Source organism: Brevibacterium salitolerans, assembly GCF_039531405.1.
Classification (GTDB): Bacteria; Actinomycetota; Actinomycetes; order Actinomycetales; family Brevibacteriaceae; genus Brevibacterium; species Brevibacterium salitolerans.
In genome coordinates this window covers 125,456-144,026 of record NZ_BAAAPZ010000017.1, presented here as the reverse complement: position 1 = coordinate 144,026, position 18,571 = coordinate 125,456, and the positions used below count along the sequence as shown (strand labels likewise).

At 70.5% G+C, this 18,571-nt stretch carries 18 protein-coding genes; 14 read left to right on the top strand and 4 right to left on the bottom strand.

Translation table 11 applies throughout. From position 1 onward, the window contains the following. The first annotated feature begins 36 nt into the window (after positions 1-36). Entirely contained in the window at positions 37-600 is a 564-nt protein-coding gene (gene rsmD / locus ABD240_RS13875; RefSeq protein WP_344337869.1) for a 16S rRNA (guanine(966)-N(2))-methyltransferase RsmD, read from the top strand. 63 nt (positions 601-663) lie between these two features. Here rsmD and ehuA read toward each other — a convergent pair whose 3' ends face one another. The 4 genes from ehuA to ABD240_RS13855 form a co-directional block, all read right to left on the bottom strand. Then, complete coding sequence (gene ehuA, locus ABD240_RS13870; protein ID WP_344338141.1) at positions 664-1,419, bottom strand: ectoine/hydroxyectoine ABC transporter ATP-binding protein EhuA; 756 nt, start codon at positions 1,417-1,419, stop codon at positions 664-666. Positions 1,420-1,498: 79 nt separating this feature from the next. Then, positions 1,499-2,158, bottom strand: coding sequence for an ectoine/hydroxyectoine ABC transporter permease subunit EhuD (gene ehuD / locus ABD240_RS13865; RefSeq protein ID WP_344337867.1), 660 nt, complete (start codon positions 2,156-2,158; stop codon positions 1,499-1,501). Beyond that, on the bottom strand, positions 2,158-2,919 hold the full coding sequence (ehuC, locus tag ABD240_RS13860; RefSeq protein ID WP_344337865.1) for an ectoine/hydroxyectoine ABC transporter permease subunit EhuC: 762 nt from the start codon (positions 2,917-2,919) through the stop codon (positions 2,158-2,160). Before ehuC ends, ehuD begins: the two co-directional genes overlap by 1 nt. After that, positions 2,919-3,866 (bottom strand): transporter substrate-binding domain-containing protein, encoded by a 948-nt coding sequence (locus ABD240_RS13855; RefSeq protein ID WP_344337863.1) that lies wholly within the window; start codon positions 3,864-3,866, stop codon positions 2,919-2,921. Before ABD240_RS13855 ends, ehuC begins: the two co-directional genes overlap by 1 nt. Positions 3,867-4,140: 274 nt before the next feature. Between ABD240_RS13855 and coaD the strand changes: the two genes are divergently transcribed. From coaD to ABD240_RS13790, 13 genes are all read left to right on the top strand, one after another. After that, positions 4,141-4,641: a pantetheine-phosphate adenylyltransferase gene (coaD, locus tag ABD240_RS13850; RefSeq protein ID WP_344337861.1), complete on the top strand. Its 501-nt coding sequence runs from the start codon at positions 4,141-4,143 to the stop codon at positions 4,639-4,641. 160 nt (positions 4,642-4,801) lie between these two features. Next, positions 4,802-5,323, top strand: a complete 522-nt coding sequence (locus ABD240_RS13845; RefSeq protein WP_291792317.1) for a YceD family protein — start codon at positions 4,802-4,804, stop codon at positions 5,321-5,323. 2 nt (positions 5,324-5,325) lie between these two features. After that, on the top strand, positions 5,326-5,529 hold the full coding sequence (rpmF, locus tag ABD240_RS13840) for a 50S ribosomal protein L32 (protein WP_029089958.1): 204 nt from the start codon (positions 5,326-5,328) through the stop codon (positions 5,527-5,529). An 18-nt stretch (positions 5,530-5,547) separates the two neighbouring features. Next, positions 5,548-6,258: a ribonuclease III gene (gene rnc, locus ABD240_RS13835; RefSeq protein WP_344337857.1), complete on the top strand. Its 711-nt coding sequence runs from the start codon at positions 5,548-5,550 to the stop codon at positions 6,256-6,258. Continuing rightward, entirely contained in the window at positions 6,251-7,270 is a 1,020-nt protein-coding gene (locus tag ABD240_RS13830; RefSeq protein ID WP_291792326.1) for a DNA-formamidopyrimidine glycosylase family protein, read from the top strand. The genes rnc and ABD240_RS13830 overlap by 8 nt, the downstream gene beginning before the upstream one ends. A gap of 916 nt (positions 7,271-8,186) precedes the next feature. After that, positions 8,187-8,720, top strand: a complete 534-nt coding sequence (locus ABD240_RS13825) for a hypothetical protein (RefSeq protein ID WP_344337854.1) — start codon at positions 8,187-8,189, stop codon at positions 8,718-8,720. Positions 8,721-8,845: 125 nt separating this feature from the next. Next, entirely contained in the window at positions 8,846-12,568 is a 3,723-nt protein-coding gene (gene smc, locus ABD240_RS13820; protein WP_344337852.1) for a chromosome segregation protein SMC, read from the top strand. A 169-nt stretch (positions 12,569-12,737) separates the two neighbouring features. Further along, positions 12,738-13,139 (top strand): hypothetical protein, encoded by a 402-nt coding sequence (locus tag ABD240_RS13815; protein ID WP_291792334.1) that lies wholly within the window; start codon positions 12,738-12,740, stop codon positions 13,137-13,139. Positions 13,140-13,275: 136 nt separating this feature from the next. After that, positions 13,276-14,424 (top strand): signal recognition particle-docking protein FtsY, encoded by a 1,149-nt coding sequence (gene ftsY / locus ABD240_RS13810; protein ID WP_344337850.1) that lies wholly within the window; start codon positions 13,276-13,278, stop codon positions 14,422-14,424. A gap of 191 nt (positions 14,425-14,615) precedes the next feature. Beyond that, positions 14,616-15,914 (top strand): ammonium transporter, encoded by a 1,299-nt coding sequence (locus ABD240_RS13805; protein ID WP_291792338.1) that lies wholly within the window; start codon positions 14,616-14,618, stop codon positions 15,912-15,914. 156 nt (positions 15,915-16,070) lie between these two features. Beyond that, positions 16,071-17,678, top strand: coding sequence for a signal recognition particle protein (gene ffh, locus ABD240_RS13800; protein WP_291792340.1), 1,608 nt, complete (start codon positions 16,071-16,073; stop codon positions 17,676-17,678). Between the two features lie 255 nt (positions 17,679-17,933). Further along, positions 17,934-18,329 carry a 30S ribosomal protein S16 gene (gene rpsP / locus ABD240_RS13795; protein ID WP_291792342.1) on the top strand — a complete coding sequence of 132 codons (396 nt, stop codon included), beginning with the start codon at positions 17,934-17,936 and terminating at the stop codon, positions 18,327-18,329. A gap of 1 nt (position 18,330) precedes the next feature. Then, a complete protein-coding gene (locus ABD240_RS13790) occupies positions 18,331-18,561 on the top strand; it encodes an RNA-binding protein (RefSeq protein ID WP_291792344.1) in 231 nt (76 codons plus the stop codon). Positions 18,562-18,571: the final 10 nt, after the last annotated feature.

Here is an 18,571-nt window from a genome sequence, read left to right as displayed (position 1 = left end):
TCGCGGGACCGCCGCAGGCGCCGGGAGGATCACGGCATGAGGATCATCGCAGGCACGCACGGAGGCCGTACGGTCCACGCACCGCGGGGGAGGGACACGCGGCCCACCTCGGATCGCGTGCGGGAATCGCTCTTCGCCTCCCTGGAGGGCATGGGTGCGCTCGCCGAGGCCCGCGTGCTGGACGTGTTCGCCGGCTCCGGGGCACTGGGCCTGGAGGCGCTGAGCCGCGGCGGCGAGCGGGCCGTGTTCGTGGACCGGGCCTCGGGCGCGGTGAGCGCTCTGCGGCGCACCATCGCGGAGCTGGACGAGGGTGTGCGCACCCGGGTCCTCGCCCAGCCCGCCCAGCGGGGGCTCGAGACGCTCGCGGCGGAGGGGGAGACGTTCGACCTCATGTTCCTCGACCCGCCCTACCCGCTGGGGGAGGGCGAGCTGGCGGCCCTCCTGCGCACGGCCGCCGGACTGCTCACGGGTCTGCAGGCATTGATGGTCGTCGAGCGCTCCGCGCGCTCGCCGCAGCCGCAGCTGCCGGAGGCGCTTGAGGTCTTCCGCCACCGGACGTTCGGGGAGACGGCCGTCTGGATGCTGCAGCTGCGGGAGTGAGCGAGGCTCCGCACCCGGCCCGACGCTGTGAACGGGTGCGGGCCTCCGGCGGTCGCGCGGGCCTCAGTCGAGGACGGCGGAGAGGAAGCGCTGCGTGCGCTCCTCCCGCGGCCGGGTGAAGATCTCCTCCGGCGGACCGTCCTCGAGGATGACGCCCTGGTCGAACATCATCACGCGCTGGGAGACGTCCCGGGCGAACTGCATCTCATGGGTGACGATGAGCATCGTGATGTCCGTCTCCGCGGCGATGTCGCGGAGCACCTGCAGCACATCGCCCACGAGCTCCGGGTCCAGTGCGGAGGTGACCTCGTCCAGCAGCAGGATCTCCGGGTCCATCGCGAGGGCGCGGGCGATGGCCACACGCTGCTGCTGCCCGCCGGAGAGCCGTGTGGGGTGGGCGCCCTCCTTGTCCGCGAGTCCCACCTTGTCGAGGAGGCCGCGGGCCTTCTCCTCCGCCTCGGGCCGGGACATGCCGAGCACGTGGATGGGCGCCTCGACGAGGTTCTCCAGCACAGTCATGTTGGGGAACAGGTTGAAGTGCTGGAACACCATGCCGATCCGCTTGGTGGTCTCCCGCACCCTCTTCCCCGGCAGCGCCACCCGCTTCCCGCCCCGCTCCTCGTGGGTGAGCGGCTGCCCGCCCACGAAGATGAAGCCCCCGGAGAGCTCCTCCAGCGTCATGATGAGGCGCAGGATCGTCGTCTTACCGGAACCGCTGGGGCCGATCAGGGTGACGCGCTCGCCGGGGCTCACGGAGAAGTTCAGTCCCTTGAGCACGGTGTTCTTCCCGAACCGCTTCTCCACGTCCCGGAACTCGATGGCGGGCTGCTGAGCCGTCCCGGAGCCCGTGGTGCTGCCGGAGCGTGCTGTGCCGCCTGTGCTCGCGGTGCTGCCTGAATCAGTAGGTGGCAAGGGACTTCTCCAATCGTCGGATCGCGAGCGAGGTGGGATAGCTCGCCGCGAGGAAGATGAGGCCGGCCAGCGTGAAGGCCTCCGTGTACGCGAAGCTGCGTCCGCCGAAGCTCTGGGCGGACCAGACGAGCTCGCCCACGCTGATCGCGATGAGGAACGGGGTGTCCTTGAACATCGCGATGGCGTAGTTGCCCAGGGACGGGACGGTCGCGCGCAGGGCCTGCGGCAGGATCACGGAGCGGAACGCCCGCACCGGCGGCAGGGACAGGGCGCTGACGGCCTCCCACTGGCCGGTGGGCACCGCGTCGATGCCCGCCCGGTAGCTCTCGGACATGTAGGTCGAGTAGTGGATGCCGATCACCAGCGTGCCCACGGCGAGGGCGGGGACGTTGATGAGCGTCTCACTGGTGGAGAACAGCGTCCACACGAAGACCAGCTGCATGATGAGCGGGGTGTTGCGGATGACGGCCACGACCAGTCGCACCAGCCAGACGATCCACCTCGGAAGCGAACGGAGGAGCACGGCGAGGAGCAGCCCCAGGACCACGGCGATGAGCGTGCCGCCGGCCGTGGCGATGAGGGTGTTGCCGAAGCCCTTGAGCAGGAGGGGGAGCGCCTCTGCGGCGAACTGCCAGTTCCACAGCATCAGGCACCGCCTCCCTTCGGACCGCCGGTCGCGACCGCGGGCTCACGGCCTCGGCCCAGGAGGGCCGCCACGCGACCCACGAATCCCGAGTCGCCCGGGTCGCGTCCCAGCCTCCGCTTGGCGAGCCGTTCGAGGAGGTCCATCGTCACCTGGATGAGCCAGGCGAGGACGAAGTAGACGAGGAAGCCCACGGAGTAGGAGAACAGCGTGTCGCCCGTGCTCTGCCGGAGGACGCCGATCCGCTCATTGAGATCCTGCAGGGTGAGGAACGAGGCGACCGCCGTGCCCTTGAGCAGCTGGATCTGCAGGGTCGCCAGCGACGGGATCATGAGAGCCCAGGCCTGCGGCAGGATGATGCGGAACATCCTCCTGCCGGGCGAGAGGCTCAGCGCCATGGAGGCCTCCCACTGCCCGCGCGGCACGTGCTCGATCGAGGAGCGCACCACCTCGGCGGAATAGGCGCCGTAGTTGAGCGAGAGCGCGAGGATGCCGCACATGAGCGGATCCAGCTCGAAGCCCAGGAGCGGGAGGACGTAGAAGAGCCAGAACAGCTGGACGAGCAGGGAGGTGCCGCGGAAGAACTCGACGACGATGCGCGCCGGAGCGCTCAGCCAGCGCGTGGGCGCCACCATCGCCAGTCCCAGGACGAGCGCGAGGACGAGGGAGCCGGCGGCCCCGCCCAGTGCCAGCTGCACCGTGACGAGGACGCCGTCGGCCAGCTGCGGGAGGAAGCCGAACAGTGCTGTGAGGTCGGAGCCCATCAGGAGTCGGCGGACTCTCCGTCGTCGGAGGCGTCCTCGCCCTCAGCGGTGGGGAGCTCGCCGGCGCACAGCATCTCGGTGCTCACGGAGTCGTCGGGGCGCTCGGCCTCGGTGAAGCCGTAGTCGCCCACGATGGACAGGTAGCGCTCCTCGTCCGCGACGATCTCGTCGAGCTTCTCGTTGTAGGCCTCGAGCAGCTCCGCGTCGTCGGAGCGGAACACGGTGGCACCGGCGCCCACCTGGGGCACGCCGTCGATCTCCTGCACGAACGACTCGGTGACCTCCACCGCGGCGTCCGGGTTGTTCTCGGCCATCCAGTTCAGCGAGATGCCGGTGAGGGCGAAGGCGTCCGCGCGCCCGGTCGTCACGGCGTCCATCCCGGCCTGCGGGTCGGCGACCTCGGTGTGGTCGGAGATCCCCAGCTGGGTGGCGTAGTCGGTCTCGATGGCGCCGGTCATCGTGGCGATGCTGAGGTCCGTGCCCACGGCGTCGTCCAGGGTCGCCAGGTTCTCGGGATTGCCCTCCGGCACCATGAGCGCCGTCGTGTACATGAACTCGGGGTGGGAGAAGGACGCCTGCTCGCAGCGGTCGGGCAGGATCGACATCCCGGCGGAGACGACGTCGAAGCGATTGGCATTCAGGCCGGGGATGAGGCCGCCGAAGTCCACGTTCACACCCTCGACCTCGTCGATGCCCAGCTCGGAGAAGATTTCCCGGTGGAGAGCGACGGTGGCGCCGGTGAGTTCGCCGTCCTGCTCGAAGCTGTAGGGGGCCTCGCCGGCGAACCCCACGGTGATGGTGCCCTCCTCGGCGGCCTGCTCCAGGGTGGAGCCGTCGCCGCTGTCGCCGCCGCACGCCGTGAGAAGTGCGAGAGCCCCCACGGCGGTGAGGGCTCCGGCGGTGCGCAGGGGGCGGGGAGTCGTACGAGTGATGCGGTGGGGAGTCATGTGTGAGTCCTCGGTCTCAGGCCGGTCTGCGGGACGCGGAGATGCGCCGTGCCGGCAGGTGCGCCGGCAGCGTGCTCGCCCGTGCGTCATCTGCGTGGGATGTCCGCGACCAGCGGTGGCAGGTGTCATAGCTCTCACCACGCTATGCGAATGCTTCAGGGTTTCGTGCAGGAAGTGCGCATGGTTATCGTTTCGTGATGTTCCGGTGTGAGAGGTGGGGTGCGGGTCGCGGGTCGCCGCCTCCGGGCCTCGTGCGGCCTCGTACGATGGGGCCATGAAGATCGTCTGCCCCGGCTCCTACGACCCGGTCACCAACGGCCACATCGACGTGTTCGCCCGCGGCCTCCGCCTGGCCGACGAGATCGTCGTCGCCGTCGTCCACAATCCCTCCAAGCGGGGGACCTTCCCGGTCGGGCAGCGGGTGGAGCTCATCCGCGAGGCCCTCCGTGCGGAGCCCGCGACGGCGGAGGCCGTCGAGGCCGGCCGCATCGTCATCGACGACGTCCCGGGCGGCCTGCTGGTCGACTACTGCGAGCGGATCGGCGCCGCCGCGGTGCTCAAGGGCCTGCGCAGCGGCACCGACTTCGCCTACGAGCTGCCGATGGCCCTCATGAACCGCCACCTCACGGAACTCGAGACGGTCTTCATCCCGGGCGACCCCGCCTATGAGCACGTCTCCTCCTCGCTCGTGCGCGAGGTGCACGGCCTCGGCGGCGACGTCTCCGGTCTCGTGCCGGACGGCGTCCTCGCCGCGCTCAACGCGCTGCGGGGCTGAGAGCGGGGCCGGCGCGAGGCGGCCCCACCGGCCTCGGGTGCCGTTGCGCACGTGCCCGGCGCTGATTTCGCCCGCGGGACATTCGGCTGTAGACTCTCTCCTTGCGTGTCATCGCTTAGGTGCACTGGAATCGTCCTGAGAACGTCTGCGGAGGTGTGCAGTGAAGAAGGCGTCGGAACTCGTTCTCGACACCCGCAAGCTGGGCCTCGCCGCAACTCCCGGTCGCTGGGAGGATGTCTCTCTGAGCGTCAGAGCACCTGAGGACCTGCGGATCGAGGTGATCGGCGTGCCGGAAGGCTCGCAGATGCAGCTCGACCTCCGGCTTGAGAGCGTCGCGGAGGGCATCTACGTCTCCGGAACCGTGTTCGGCACGGCGAAGGGGCAGGACGTCCGGACGCTCGAGGACGTGGAGATCCCCGTCGAGGTGTCGATCGAGGAGCTCTTCGCCTACGAGGCGGACCCGCAGGACGAGGAAACGTATGTCATGCAAGGTGACATGCTGGACCTCGAGCCCGCCGTCCGAGACGCTGTGGTGATGTCTCTTCCGTTCCGTCCCCTCAAGGACGACGACGAGGGAGAGTTCAGCTACACGCTGGGCGAGGACATCGACCCAGGCGAACCCGAGGACGACCCTCGGTGGGCGGCACTCAAGAGTGTTCTGAACCAAGAGAAGGAGAGCTGATCGTGGCAGTTCCCAAGCGCAAGAAGTCGCGCAGCAACACCCGTCACCGTCGCTCGGCATGGAAGGCAAGCGCTCCGACGCTCGTCAAGACTGTCGAGAACGGCCGCGTCGTGTACTCGCGCCCGCACCAGGCGAAGGTCGTGGAGGATTCCGCCGGCACCCCGCTGTTCCTTGAGTACAAGGGCCGCAAGGTCGCCGACGCCTGATCCGTCAGGTCTGCAGACATGACGGAGCAGGGGTTCTCACACCTCAACGAGCGTCTCGGGGTCAGCATTGACCCCGAGACGCTTCGTCTTGCCCTCACGCATCGTTCGTACTCCTTCGAGCACGGCGGGGTGCCCACCAACGAGCGCCTGGAGTTCCTGGGCGACTCGGTGCTGCAGCTCGTCTCCACGGAGTCGCTGTACTTCGACAACCCGGATCTGCCGGAGGGACGACTGGCGAAGATGCGCGCCGCCGTGGTCAACACGCGCGCTCTTGCCGCCGTGGCGCGCCGCTACGACGTCGGCGGAGAGATCCTGCTCGGCAAGGGCGAATCCCTCACCGGCGGGCGGGACAAGGACTCGATCCTCGCGGACACCGTCGAGGCCCTCATCGGTGCCTGCTATGTGAGCTGCGGGCGGGAGGAGGCCTTCGCGCTCGTCCACCGCTTCATCGACCCCATGCTGACCGAGGCGGTGGAGCTCGGCGCGGGCATGGATTACAAGACCACGCTGCAGGAAGCCGCCTCGGACCTGTCGCTCGGCGCGGTCAGCTATCGGATCAGCGGCTCCGGGCCAGACCATGCCCGGGTCTTTACCGCCGTCGCCGTCACCGGCGAGCGCGAGTGGGCCGCGGGCACGGGCACCTCCAAGAAGGCTGCGGAGGCCGCTGCCGCGGAGGCCGCCATGCACGCGATCTCCGCCGCGCACCCCGGCTACACCCGGCGTGCCTGAGCTGCCGGAGGTCGAATCCGTCCGCCGCGGCCTGGAGGACCACATCACGGGCGCGGCGGTCCGCGGCCTCACGGTGCTCGACCGCCGCATCCTCGGCACCACCTCGCAGCGTGCGATCCCTCCCGAGGCCGTGCCCGTGCTCGCCGCGGAGCTGGACGGGGCGGTTCTCGCCGCTCCCATGCGGCGCGGCAAGTTCCTCTGGGTGCCGTTCGCCTCCTCCGCGGCCTCGGCGGGAGGATCCGCGGGCGAGCTGCGTGCGCTCTCCCTGCACCTGGGCATGAGCGGGCAGCTGCGCATCCACACACCGGACGACCCCCTGCACCGCCATACGCGTGCGGTGCTGGACTTGGAGCCGGCGCCCGCAGAAGCAGTCGCAGCCGGTCCGGCCGCGGCGGGTATGCCTGAACTGGGATCCGGTGCAGAGACAGGGCACGCCGCCCGCTCTGCGCCTGCGGAGAGTCCTGCGGCTGGGTTCCAGCTGCGGTTCCTCGACCAGCGGATCTTCGGTCATCTCGGCGCGGATGCGCTCGTGCCCGACGGACCTGATCTGGTGCCTGCCTCGATCGCGCACATCGCCCGCGATCCGCTCGATCCGCACTGGGACGCGGAGGCGGCGGCCCGGCGCATGCAGCGCTCGCGGTCCGCGGTGAAGAGCGTGCTCATGAACCAGACCGTGGTGAGCGGCGTGGGCAACATCTATGCGGACGAGGCCCTCCATCGCGCCGGCGTGCATCCTCTCGCCGTCCCCGCGCGGATGCGCATCTCCCGCCTCCGCCGCGTCCTGGAGGAGGCTCGTGTCGTCATGGGGGAGGCGCTGGAGGCCGGCGGCACCAGCTTCGATGCGCTCTACGTCCACGTGAACGGCGAGTCGGGGTACTTCTCGCGGGCCCTGCGCGTCTACGGGCGTACGGGGGAAGAGTGCCTGCAGTGCGCGGGTGCGTCGATCTCCCGCATCGTGGTGGGCGGGCGGAGCACCCACTTCTGCCGCACCTGCCAGTCTCCGCAGCGCTGAGGGCGGGCAAATTTCCCCCACCTTTCGCACCTTTTGACGCTGTGCGCATGCGTGGTCATGCGTACAGCGTCAAAAGGTGCGCACTGTGTGGTGGTAGAGGCCGCCGGGCTGCGCGCATCCGGCTGTGGACCAGCGTCGGGCCGTGCGCACATCCTGCTGTGGGTGCCTGCAGCCGCTGTCCGCAGGATCCGCGCGGGCCTGAAGCCGTGCAACGGGTGGGTGCAGTGTGGTTCTCATGTTCAACACATTCACCTCCCTCGCCGCACGTTCTGAGGGCATTGCGTCCGTGATACTGACCGCTGCACTCCGCTGCTGCGTGGTGAGGCTCAGCAGAGGCATCTACATGATCGCGGTCGGCTGCGAACGTCATGTCGAGCTGCATCGGTTCGTCGACGACTCTGCGTTTCTGGAGCTTCGCGCGGCGCATACAGCCGGCGGCGCTGCACCCGGCAGTGCTGCGGTACACGCCCGTTCGCGGAGGGAGATCCGCCGCGCCGAGCACAGGGCGGTGCTCTCCGTGTACGCCCAACGTGAGGAACCGGATGTCTATGGCGGGATCTCTGCCGCAATGATCCACGGTGTTCCCCTGATCGGCGCAGCTCGTGCCTTCAGAGGGAGCCGCCGCCCGAAACCGCCGCTTCGCTCTGCTTCACCGCTCCCACATGTTCAGGGGAGGGCCTCTTCCCGCGGAAGCCGCACGCTTTCGTCAGGGGGCAGCCGTTCCTCGGCGGCTCCGCACGGTCTCTCGGCAGGACTGCCCGGTCAGGAGGTGCGGGTGGAGATGTGGTCGCCGCGGAGGCCGCACAGCTCGCGGTGGAGAGTGCGGCGCAGCGGTGCTCCGAGCATGCTCGCAGTCACGGTGTGGAACGGGATGCCGGTGACCTCGCCGGAACGGACGTGTGCTGATCTTGCCCGATTGGGCACTCTCGCCGACGGAGTGGTGGCGGCGGACTGGTTCCTCAGTGCGGAGTACTGTCCGGATGGTGATGAAGCCGTGCGCGCAATGCGCAGAGAGGTGTACTGGGCCGGGCTCGAAGAGCTGTCCCACAGGCCCGGGGCGGGGCGGGCCCGAGCGGCGCTCGCAGTAGCCACCGGCCTGGCGGAGAGCCCCGCAGAGTCCCTGGCCCTCTACTGTCTCCACCTGTGGGGTGTGACCGAGGTGCGGCAGCAGGTGTCTCTCGTCGATGACGAGGGCCTGGTGGGGCGCGTGGACTTCCTCCTGCGGACGCGGCGCGGGGCGCCGGTGGTCGCAGAGGTCGACGGCGCACTGAAGTACCGGACGGCAGTTGCCGGCGTGCCGGGCGGTGACCGTAGCAATCCGCTCTTCCGGGAGAAGCAGCGGGAGGACCGGATCCGCCGTCTGGGATTCGGGGTGGTGCGTCTCACCTGGAGGGACCTCATGCAACCGGAGAGAGCAGGGATGCTGCTGCGGGAGGCCGGGGTCCTGTGACGCAGATCCGCCTCGACGTTTCGCACTCTTTGACGGTGTGCATATGACCACGCGTGTGCACAGGGTTGAAACGTGCGAAACGTTCCGGTGGGACTGCGGCCCCGCCCGCTAGGATCGTAGCCACCATGCATCTCAAGACCCTCACCCTCCGCGGCTTCAAGTCGTTCGCCTCCGCGACGAAGCTGGAGCTCGAACCCGGGATCACGTGTGTGGTGGGCCCCAACGGGTCCGGTAAGTCCAATGTGGTGGACGCTCTGGCATGGGTGATGGGCGAGCAGGGCGCGAAGAACCTGCGCGGCGGGAAGATGGAGGACGTGATCTTCGCCGGCACTGCCAAGCGGCAGGCGCTGGGCCGGGCCGAGGTCGCGCTCACGATCGACAACAGCGACGGTGCCCTGCCCATCGACTACACCGAGGTGACGATCTCCCGCACGCTGTTCCGCTCCGGCGGCAGCGAGTACCGGGTCAACGGCGAACCCGCCCGGCTGCTGGACATCCAGGAGCTCCTCTCCGACTCCGGGCTGGGGAAGGAGATGCACGTCATCGTCGGCCAGGGCCGCCTCGATGCGATCCTCCACGCGGATCCGTTCGAGCGGCGCGGCTTCATCGAGGAGGCCGCCGGCGTCCTCAAGCACCGCAAGCGCAAGGAGAAGGCGCTCCGCAAGCTCTCCGGCCTGCAGACCAACCTCGACCGCGTCTCGGACCTCCGTGCGGAGCTCGCCCGGCAGCTGGGTCCGCTGGGGCGCCAGGCCAGGGCGGCGCGCCGGGCGCAGGTGGTCCAGGCCGTCCTCCGTGATGCCACCGCTCGGCTCCTGGCAGATGACATCGTCCAGGCGCAGGCGCGCGTCACCGCCGCACAGCCGGCCGAGGACCCGGCACAGCGCCGTCGCGTGCTGGAGGAGGAGCTGCGGCAGATCGACGTCCGCATCGCCGAAGCCGAGGAGCGTCGCCGCGAGTTCGACCGCGGGACCGAGGCCGTGCACAGCCGCCGCACCGTCATCGCCGGACAGTACCAGCGTGCGGCCTCGGCGGCTCAGCGTGCGGCGGACCGTGTGCGCCTGCTGCGAAGCGCCGCAGAACAGCAGCGGCCGGCCGGAGAGTCCCCGGAGGCGCTGCGCCAGCGTGCCGAGCACTTCCTCGCCGAGCACGAGGAAGCCGAGCAGGAGGCGCAGTCCCGCCGCGCGGCGCTCGAGGAGCTCACCCGGGAGAAGGAGCGGGTCGAGGCGGAGTTCGCCGCCGCGGAGAGGGCGCTCGGCGAGGAGCGGGCGCGCATCGCCGCCCAGCTGCGCCGCCGGGCCGGGCTCGAATCCGCCGTGGAGGTCGCCCAGCGCAGCCTCGCCCACGCCGAGCAGGCGATCGCGGCGCTGGAGGAGCAGGCGGACGGATCTGCGGAGCGGATCGCCGCCGCGGAGGCCCAGGTCGCTGCGGCGCAGGCGCGGCTCGCGGACTGCGAGGAGGGAGAGGGCGCACTCGACGCCGCGCACGAGGAGGCCGCCGCCGAGGCCGCCAGGCTGGAGGGCGAACGCAGTGCGCTCGCGGAGGAGCGGGCCCGGGTCCGGGCCGCGCGGACGGAGCTGCAGGCGCGGGCGGAGGGGCAGCGGGCGAACAGCAGGCTCACGGCGGATGTCGCGGAGCTGCTGGAGGCCGGGATCCCGGGCCTGCGCGGAGCCCTCTCCGACAGCCTCCGCATCGCGGCCGGGTGCGAGCTCGCCGTGACCGCCGCGCTCGGCACCGTCGCGGGCGCCGTCGTCGCGGCGGACAGGGACAGCGCCCTCGCGGTGCTCGACCATGTGGGCGAGCGCGGACTCGTGGACGTCGTGCACCCTTCGGCCGCCGCCGAGGCGAGCACCGCGGCTGAGGTCGCCGAGGCGAGGATCGCGGCTGAGGTCGCCGATACCGGTGAGGCCCCTGCCGCCCACCAGACCGTTCCCGCCGCCGCTGTCTGCACGCTGCAGCCGGACGAGCAGGTGCCCGCCGGTCTTGCCGTCACCCTGGCGGACGCGCTGGCGCACGTGCGGATCGCCGGTTCCCGGGAGGCGGCGCTGAGCCGTCTGCGGCAGCATCCGGAGGAGACCCTGGTCCTCCTCGACGGTTCCGTGCTCGCCGCGGGGCACGCCGCGCGCGCCGGCTCGTCCGAGGCCGGGCGGATCGCGGCGCGGGCGGCGCTCGAGGAGACCGAGTCGCAGCTGCGGGCGGCGGAGGACCGCCTCCGCGAGCTCGATGCGGAGCTCATCCGCCTGGACGCTCCGCTCGCAGACGCCCGGGCCGCGGAGGAGGCGGCCCTGAGCGCCCTGCACGAATCGGACGCCGGCATCGTTGCGGCGGGGGAGGAGCTCGCCCGGGCGGCGGGCGAGCTCGAACGCCTCAGGGAGGCGTCCGCGAACGCCGCGTCCGGGCTGGCGGATGCCCGCCGGCGCCGGGAGCACGCCGCGCAGGAGCTGGCAGACGCCCGCGGCAGCCTCGAGGCGGACGCCCAGGACGCGGTGCCGGACGAACCGGATTCCACGGCACGCGACGCCCTCGCGGAATCGCGGACCCAGCTGGGTGAACGCAGCGTTGACCTCCGCGTGGGCCTGCGCGCGGCGGACGACCGTGTGGCGTTCCTCCGGGACCGTGCCCGCGCGCTGCACAAGCAGGCCGACCAGGAGGAGAGGGCGCGTCAGCAGGCCGCGCGGGTGGCGGAGGCGCGGAGGCGCCAGGCGGAGTCCTGCGCGCAGATCGAACGGGTGGCCCTCGCCCTGGCGGAGCGGGTGAGCGCCTGGCAGGCCGAGGCCGAGGCCGCGCTCACCGCCCGCGCCGAGGAGCGGGTGCGCCTCGAGTCCGCGGTGAGTGAGCTGCGTGAGGCGCGCAGGGAACTCGATGCGCGCCTCACGGAGGCCACGAGCGCGGAGCACGAGGCACAGCTTGCGCGCGAACGTTTCCAGCTGCAGCTCGACGAGCTCACGCGGCGTGCCGAGGAGGAGACCGGCCTGAGCGCGGAGAACCTCGTGGAGCAGTTCGGGCCGCATCTGCCGGTGCCCGTCCTCGACTCCGGTGAGGACCCGGCGGCGAAGCAGGACGCTCGCAGGCGTCCTCGGGCCGAATCCGGTCCGGAGGCCGAATCCGTCCCGGAACCCGAGGACGGCCCGGAGGCGGAGCCCGCCCCGGAGACGCGCCACTACGTCCGGGCGGAGGTGGAGCGGGAGCGGAAGCGGGCGAAGAAGGAGCTGGCGTCCATCGGCCAGGTGAATCCGCTGGCGCTCGAGGAGTTCGCGGCGCTGCAGGAGCGGCACGACTACCTGGAGAAGCAGATCACGGACATCGAGCGGACCCGCGCGGACCTCCTCGGCCTCGTGGCGGAGGTGGACCGGCACGTGCAGGAGGTCTTCGAGGCGGCCTTCACGGACACGCAGCGGGAGTTCGAGGACATCTTCGCCCGCGTGTTCCCCGGCGGCGAGGGCCACCTGGTGCTCACGGACCCGGACGACATGCTCACCACCGGCGTCGAGGTCACGGCGCGGCCGGCGGGCAAGCGGGTCAAGCGCCTCTCGCTCCTCTCCGGCGGGGAGCGCTCGCTGGTGGCCATCGCGATGCTGGTGGCGATCTTCAAGGCGCGCCCGAGCCCGTTCTACGTCATGGACGAGGTCGAGGCGGCGCTGGACGACGCGAACCTCTCCCGCCTGCTCACGATCTTCCGGGAGCTCCAGGAGTCCAGTCAGCTCATCGTCATCACCCATCAGAAGCGGACGATGGAGGTCGCTGACGCGCTCTACGGCGTCTCCATGCACGGGGACGGAGTCTCGCAGGTCATCTCCCAGCGCCTCGCGAACCCTCCGGCCTCCGAGTCCGCTGAGACTCGTGTCACCTGAGCGCGGACTGAAAGGTCCATTGATGCGGGTCGATATACACTTGCAGAAGCCGCAGCAGGGGTTCGCCGGCGAGCCCGCCGCACGAGACGCGCACATGCACGCCATGTGAGAGACCGCACCCGAGGAGCCCGCAGAGTATGACCGCCCGCAGTGAGAGAGCCGTCTGCCGATGACGGGGGCCGGCTTCCTCTTCGTGGTGATCGGCCTCGCCGTCTGTGTGGCGATCGGCCTCGTCATCGTCCTCCTCGTCGCCCTGCCGGGGCTGCAGCGCGAGGGGCGCATCCACAGCATGGAGCGCGACCGCTTCCGCCTGCCCTCCCAGTGGACGGGATACGAGGACGAGGTCCACGGCTACTTCGGCGACGACGAGACCGCTGTCCTGGCCACGCGCGAACAGGCTGCGGTCACGGCCATGCGCGAGCACTCCTACGCACTCCGCCCGCAGCCGTGCCGCCACGCCGCACCGGCCCTCCTGACCTTCCGTCCGCGCACCCGGCACTGGCGCGTGCCGGAGACGGGGACGGGACCGCGCACCGCCTTCAGTCTGCTGTTCGGGCGCGGCACCCGCTGACCGGGCCGCCGCGGCGCCGGCCGTGCGGGGCGCAGACGTCCGGGCCGGCGCTGATCGCACCGACCGCATCCGCACAGAGCACACCCGCACATCCCGGCCGCGCCCGCCGCGGCTGACGCATTCAGGAGCGTGAAAAGTGGAACCCACGTACGTCGTGATCGGGCTGGTCGTCCTCCTCCTCGTGGCGGGCGGGCTGCTCCTGCTCGCACCCTCGCGCAGGCGGAAGGACACCGCCCCCGAGGTGAGCCCCGGAGACCGTGCCGCCGGCACCTCCGTGACGGAGCAGGAGGAGCCCGGCGAGGCGCCTGCGGAGGAGGACTCCGCCCCCGTTCTGGAGACTCCCACGGAACCGACCGGACGGCTGGCCCGGCTGCGCGACCGGCTCGCGAAGTCGAACACCAGCCTCGGGCGCGGCCTGCTCGCCCTCCTCTCGCGGGACACGCTGGACGAGGAGACCTGGGAGGAGATCGAGGACCTCCTCATCATGGCGGACCTGGGCGTGGAGCCCACCACGGAGATCGTGGATGCGCTGCGGGAGCGCGTGCGCGTGCTGGGCACCCGCGAGCCCGAGACCGTGCGGCAGCTGCTGCGCGAGGAGCTCATCCGGCTGGTGGATCCCACCATGGACAGGGCCCTCGCGGTCGCGGCCGAGGCTCCGGGGGACAAGCCGCGCGTGGTGCTCGTGGTGGGAGTCAACGGTGCGGGCAAGACGACCACGGTGGGCAAGATCGCCCGCGTGCTGGTCGCGGAGGACCGGACCGTGCTGCTGGGGGCGGCGGACACCTTCCGCGCCGCGGCTGCGGAGCAGCTGAGCACCTGGGGTGCGCGCGTGGGCGTGGAGACGGTGCGCCGGGACGAGGGCACGGACCCCGCCGCGGTGGCGTATTCGGCGGTGGAGCGCGGCGTGCAGGAGGGGACCGACGTGGTGCTCGTCGACACCGCAGGTCGCCTGCAGAACAAGAAGGGGCTCATGGACGAGCTCGGCAAGGTCCGCCGGGTCGCCGCGCGCCCCCTGCCGGAGGGCCGTGACATCGACGAGGTGCTCCTGGTCCTCGACGCGACCACCGGGCAGAACGGCATGCAGCAGGCCAAGGTGTTCTCCGAGGCCGTGCAGATCACCGGCATCGTGCTCACGAAGCTGGACGGCACCGCCAAGGGCGGGATCGTGGTGGCCGTGCAGCGTGAGCTCGGCGTGCCGGTCAAGCTCATCGGGCTGGGCGAGGGCGCTGACGATCTCGCCCCCTTCGACGCGGAGGGGTTCGTCGACGCGATCCTCGCCGGCTGAGGGGTCTGTCACATGCCGTTCACACACCGGCTGCTCCGGTAACACGCCTGTCACAGTCACGAACGTGATCGGAAACACTGCTTCGGAATACTCGGTCCCGGGAGCGACGCTCCCGCGGTCCGCACTCGCGGCGCTGCACACGCCGTTCCCGGTGTGCCGGATCGCAGAGGCAGAACCGAAGGCAGGCGACGATGACGATCGAAGATGTACTCAGTGTGGTGACGCCCTTCTGGGTGGTGGCCGCGACGGCCCTCGTGCTGTTCATGACGCCCGGGGTGGCGTTCTTCTACGGCGGCATGTCCAAGATGAACTCAGCCGTGAACATGATGCTCATGAGCTTCGTGGCGATCGCCACCGCGGCGGTCGTCTGGGTGCTCTGGGGCTACTCGATGATCGGTGGGGAGGGCTTCCTCGAGATGTTCGGGAACCCGTTCGCCCACTTCGGCCTCAGCGGCCTCACGGAGTCCGCCGAGCTCGTGGACGTGGGCTTCGGCTCCACCTTCGCGATCATCACCGTCGCGCTGATCTCCGGTGCGATCGCGGACCGTGCCAAGTTCAGCAGCTGGATCCTCTTCACGGTCCTCTGGGTGACGCTCGTGTACTGCCCCATGGCCTATATGGTGTGGGGCGGGGGACTGCTCTCCGCGGACGGCGCGCTCGGCTCCGTGTTCGGTGAGGCGCTCGACTACGCCGGCGGCACGGTCGTCCACATCAACGCAGGTGTCGCGGCCCTCGTCCTCGTGCTCATCCTCGGCCGCCGCAAGAGCTTCGGCCGCACCCCGGAGCCCCACAAGCCGCACTCCGTGCCCCTCATGATGGTGGGTGCCGCGATCCTCTGGTTCGGCTGGTTCGGCTTCAACGCGGGAGCGGCCACGGAGGTCGCCGAGGTGGGCCTCATCGTCGTCAACACGATCGTCGCCCCGGGTGCGGCGCTCCTGGGCTGGCTCCTGGTGGAAGGGCTCCGGGACAAGCGGGGCACCTCCGTCGGTGCGGTCTCCGGCATCGTCTCAGGTCTCGTCGCCATCACCCCGGCCTGCGCCAACGTCTCACCGCTCGGCGCCGTCGCGATCGGACTCATCGCCGGTGTGCTGGCCTCCCTCGCGGTGGGGCTGAAGTACAGGCTCGGCTACGACGACGCACTCGACGTGGTGGGCGTGCACCTGGTCGCCGGCCTCTGGGGCACCCTCGCGCTCGGCTTCTTCACCCTCCCGACGGAGGAGCTCGCCGGCGGTCTGTTCTACGGCGGAGGCGGGGGACAGATGGTCTCGCAGATCGTCGCAGCGGTCTTCTCCATCCTCTTCACCGCGGTGGTCACCGGCGTCATCGGCTTCGCCATCCACAAGACGATCGGCTTCCGGGTGAGCGCGGAGGTCGAGGAGGCGGGCGTGGACTTCGCCCAGCACAACGAGTTCGCATACTCCCCTGAGCACGCCGCCGCGAACGGCTCGCCTGCCGGTCGCACCGGCGGCGTGGGCGCCGCGAAGAGCTGAGCCGGCAGGCTCGTGCGACGACCAGGACCGGTCTCGGCCCCTCACGGGTGCCGGGGCCGGTCCGTGTGCGAACCGGCCTGTGGGTGGAGCGCGGGACGGGTTGGTAACCTGGTGTGCTGACCCCACGGGGCTGCCCCCGAGAACCCGAGGAGAGCTGTGTTCAACTCACTGTCCGACCGGCTGACGACGACCTTCAAGAACCTGCGCGGCAAGGGCCGCCTGACCGAGGCCGACGTCGACCAGACCATCCGCGAGATCCGCCGTGCTCTCCTGGACGCGGATGTCGCGCTGCCCGTCGTGAAGGCGTTCACCGGGCGGGTGCGCGAGCGCGCTCTCTCCGCCGAGGTCTCGCAGGCGCTCAACCCGGGCCAGCAGGTCGTGAAGATCGTCAACGCGGAGCTCGTCGAGATCCTGGGCGGGCAGACCCGCCGGATCGAGTTCGCCAAGCGCCCGCCCACCGTCATCATGCTCGCGGGTCTCCAGGGCGCGGGCAAGACGACGCTCGCCGGCAAGCTCGCGCACTGGCTGCGGTCCGAGGGCCACCGGCCCATGCTCGTGGCGGCGGACTTGCAGCGGCCCAACGCCGTCAACCAGCTGCAGATCGTCGGTGAGCGGGCCGGTGCCTTCGTCTACGCTCCGGAACCCGGCAACGGCGTGGGCGATCCGGTGCAGGTCGCCACGGACGCCATGGACGTGGCGCGGTCCAAGCTCCACGACGTCGTCATCGTCGACACCGCCGGGCGGCTGGGCATCGACGAGGAGCTCATGCAGCAGGCGCGGGACATCCGCGACGCCGTGAATCCGGACGAGATCCTCTTCGTCATCGACGCGATGATCGGTCAGGACGCCGTCGCCACGGCCCAGGCGTTCGACGAGGGCGTGGACTTCACGGGCGTCGTCCTCTCCAAGCTGGACGGCGACTCCCGCGGCGGCGCGGCGCTGTCCGTCGCGCAGGTCACCGGCAAGCCCATCATGTTCGCCTCCACGGGCGAGGGCATGAAGGACTTCGAGCAGTTCCACCCGGACCGCATGGCCGACCGCATCCTCGACATGGGCGACATCCTCACGCTCATCGAGCAGGCGGAGAAGAACTTCGATCAGAAGGAAGCGGAGAAGCTCGCGAAGAAGGTGGAGTCCGGGGAGGACTTCGACCTCAACGACTTCCTCACGCAGATGGCCGCGCTGAAGAAGATGGGCTCTCTCAAGAAGATGCTCACCATGATGCCGGGCATGAGCCAGTACAAGGAGCAGCTCGAGGCGTTCGACGAGCGCGAGATCGACCGGGTCGAGGCCATCGTGAGGTCGATGACCCCGCACGAGCGCGCCAATCCGCGTCTGCTCAACGGCTCCAGGCGCGCGCGCATCGCCAAGGGCGCCGGCACCACCGTCACCCAGGTGAATCAGCTCATGGAGCGGTTCACGCAGGCGCAGAAGATGATGCGGCAGATGGGCAGGGGCTCAGGCATGCCGGGGATGCCCGGCATGGGCGGACGCGGCGGTCAGGGCGGAGGGATGCCCGGCATGCCGGCGATGCCGAGCATGCCCGGCGGCGGATCCGGGGGCGCGTCCAAGCGCAAGAAGGGCAAGAAGAAGCCCGCAGGCAAGTCCGGCAATCCCGCCAAGCGCGCGCAGGAGGCCAAGGAGGCGCAGCTGCGCAGGGAGGGCAGGCTCCCGGAGAAGCAGGGTGCGGCGTTCGGCGGCATCGACCTCGGCGAGGAGGAGATCGATCTGTCGAAGCTCCCCAAGGGCTTCGGCGGGTTCTGAGCACCGGAAGGGGCGCGGAGAGGCCGGCTCCGGCACGGATGCGCCGCCTCGGCCACCGGTCCCGGTTGCCGGCCTCGGTCCCGCCCGGCCCGGTTTCTCCCACGCTCGTTTCTCTGGCATACTTGTGCGCTGTACCCGGGCGCACGAGGACCCCTCTCAGCCTCTGCTCCCGAATACGCGCAGAGCATGCACCCCGCCTGTCCCCACGGGCGGGAGAGTGCTCTCACACCAAGATCAGAAGGGGACACCACACAAGTGGCAGTCAAGATCCGTCTCACCCGCATGGGCAAGATCCGTGCACCCTACTACCGCGTCGTCGTCGCCGACTCCCGCACCCGTCGCGACGGCCGTGCGATCGAGCAGATCGGCAAGTACCACCCGACGGAGGAGCCCTCGGTCGTCGAGATCGACTCCGAGCGCGCGCGGTACTGGCTCTCCGTGGGCGCGCAGCCCACGGATCAGGTCAAGGCGCTGCTCAAGCTCACCGGTGACTGGCAGGCGCACACCGGCGAGGGCGAGGCCGTGAACACGGTCAAGGTCGCCGCGGAGAAGGCGGCCTTCCAGGCCCCGGCCGCGAAGTCCGTGGTCAACGCGAAGCCGGCCAAGGCGGAGGCTCCCGCCGAGGAGGCCGCAGCCGAGGCCGAGGCCTGACATGCTCTCCGATGCGCTCGAGCACCTGGTCCGCGGGATCGTGGACAACCCCGACGACGTGTCCGTGCGCTCCCGTGGCGGGAACCGCGGCACGACGCTCGAGGTGCGGGTGCACCCTGAGGACCTGGGCCGGGTGATCGGCCGCGCCGGTCGTACGGCCAAGGCACTGAGGACCGTGGTCGGCGCGCTCGCCGGCCGTGAGCGGGTGCGCGTCGATCTCGTGGAGGACTGACCTCCTCCCA

Bases quoted from the DNA above. Each gene is read 5' to 3' on its own strand.
- rsmD (WP_344337869.1), top strand. From the start codon at position 37: ATGAGGATCATCGCAGGCACGCACGGAGGCCGTACGGTCCACGCACCG.
- ehuD (WP_344337867.1), bottom strand. From the start codon at position 2,158: ATGCTGTGGAACTGGCAGTTCGCCGCAGAGGCGCTCCCCCTCCTGCTC.
- ehuC (WP_344337865.1), bottom strand. From the start codon at position 2,919: ATGGGCTCCGACCTCACAGCACTGTTCGGCTTCCTCCCGCAGCTGGCC.
- ABD240_RS13855 (WP_344337863.1), bottom strand. From the start codon at position 3,866: ATGACTCCCCACCGCATCACTCGTACGACTCCCCGCCCCCTGCGCACC.
- coaD (WP_344337861.1), top strand. From the start codon at position 4,141: ATGAAGATCGTCTGCCCCGGCTCCTACGACCCGGTCACCAACGGCCAC.
- rnc (WP_344337857.1), top strand. From the start codon at position 5,548: ATGACGGAGCAGGGGTTCTCACACCTCAACGAGCGTCTCGGGGTCAGC.
- smc (WP_344337852.1), top strand. From the start codon at position 8,846: ATGCATCTCAAGACCCTCACCCTCCGCGGCTTCAAGTCGTTCGCCTCC.
- ABD240_RS13815 (WP_291792334.1), top strand. From the start codon at position 12,738: ATGACGGGGGCCGGCTTCCTCTTCGTGGTGATCGGCCTCGCCGTCTGT.
- ABD240_RS13805 (WP_291792338.1), top strand. From the start codon at position 14,616: ATGACGATCGAAGATGTACTCAGTGTGGTGACGCCCTTCTGGGTGGTG.
- ABD240_RS13790 (WP_291792344.1), top strand. From the start codon at position 18,331: ATGCTCTCCGATGCGCTCGAGCACCTGGTCCGCGGGATCGTGGACAAC.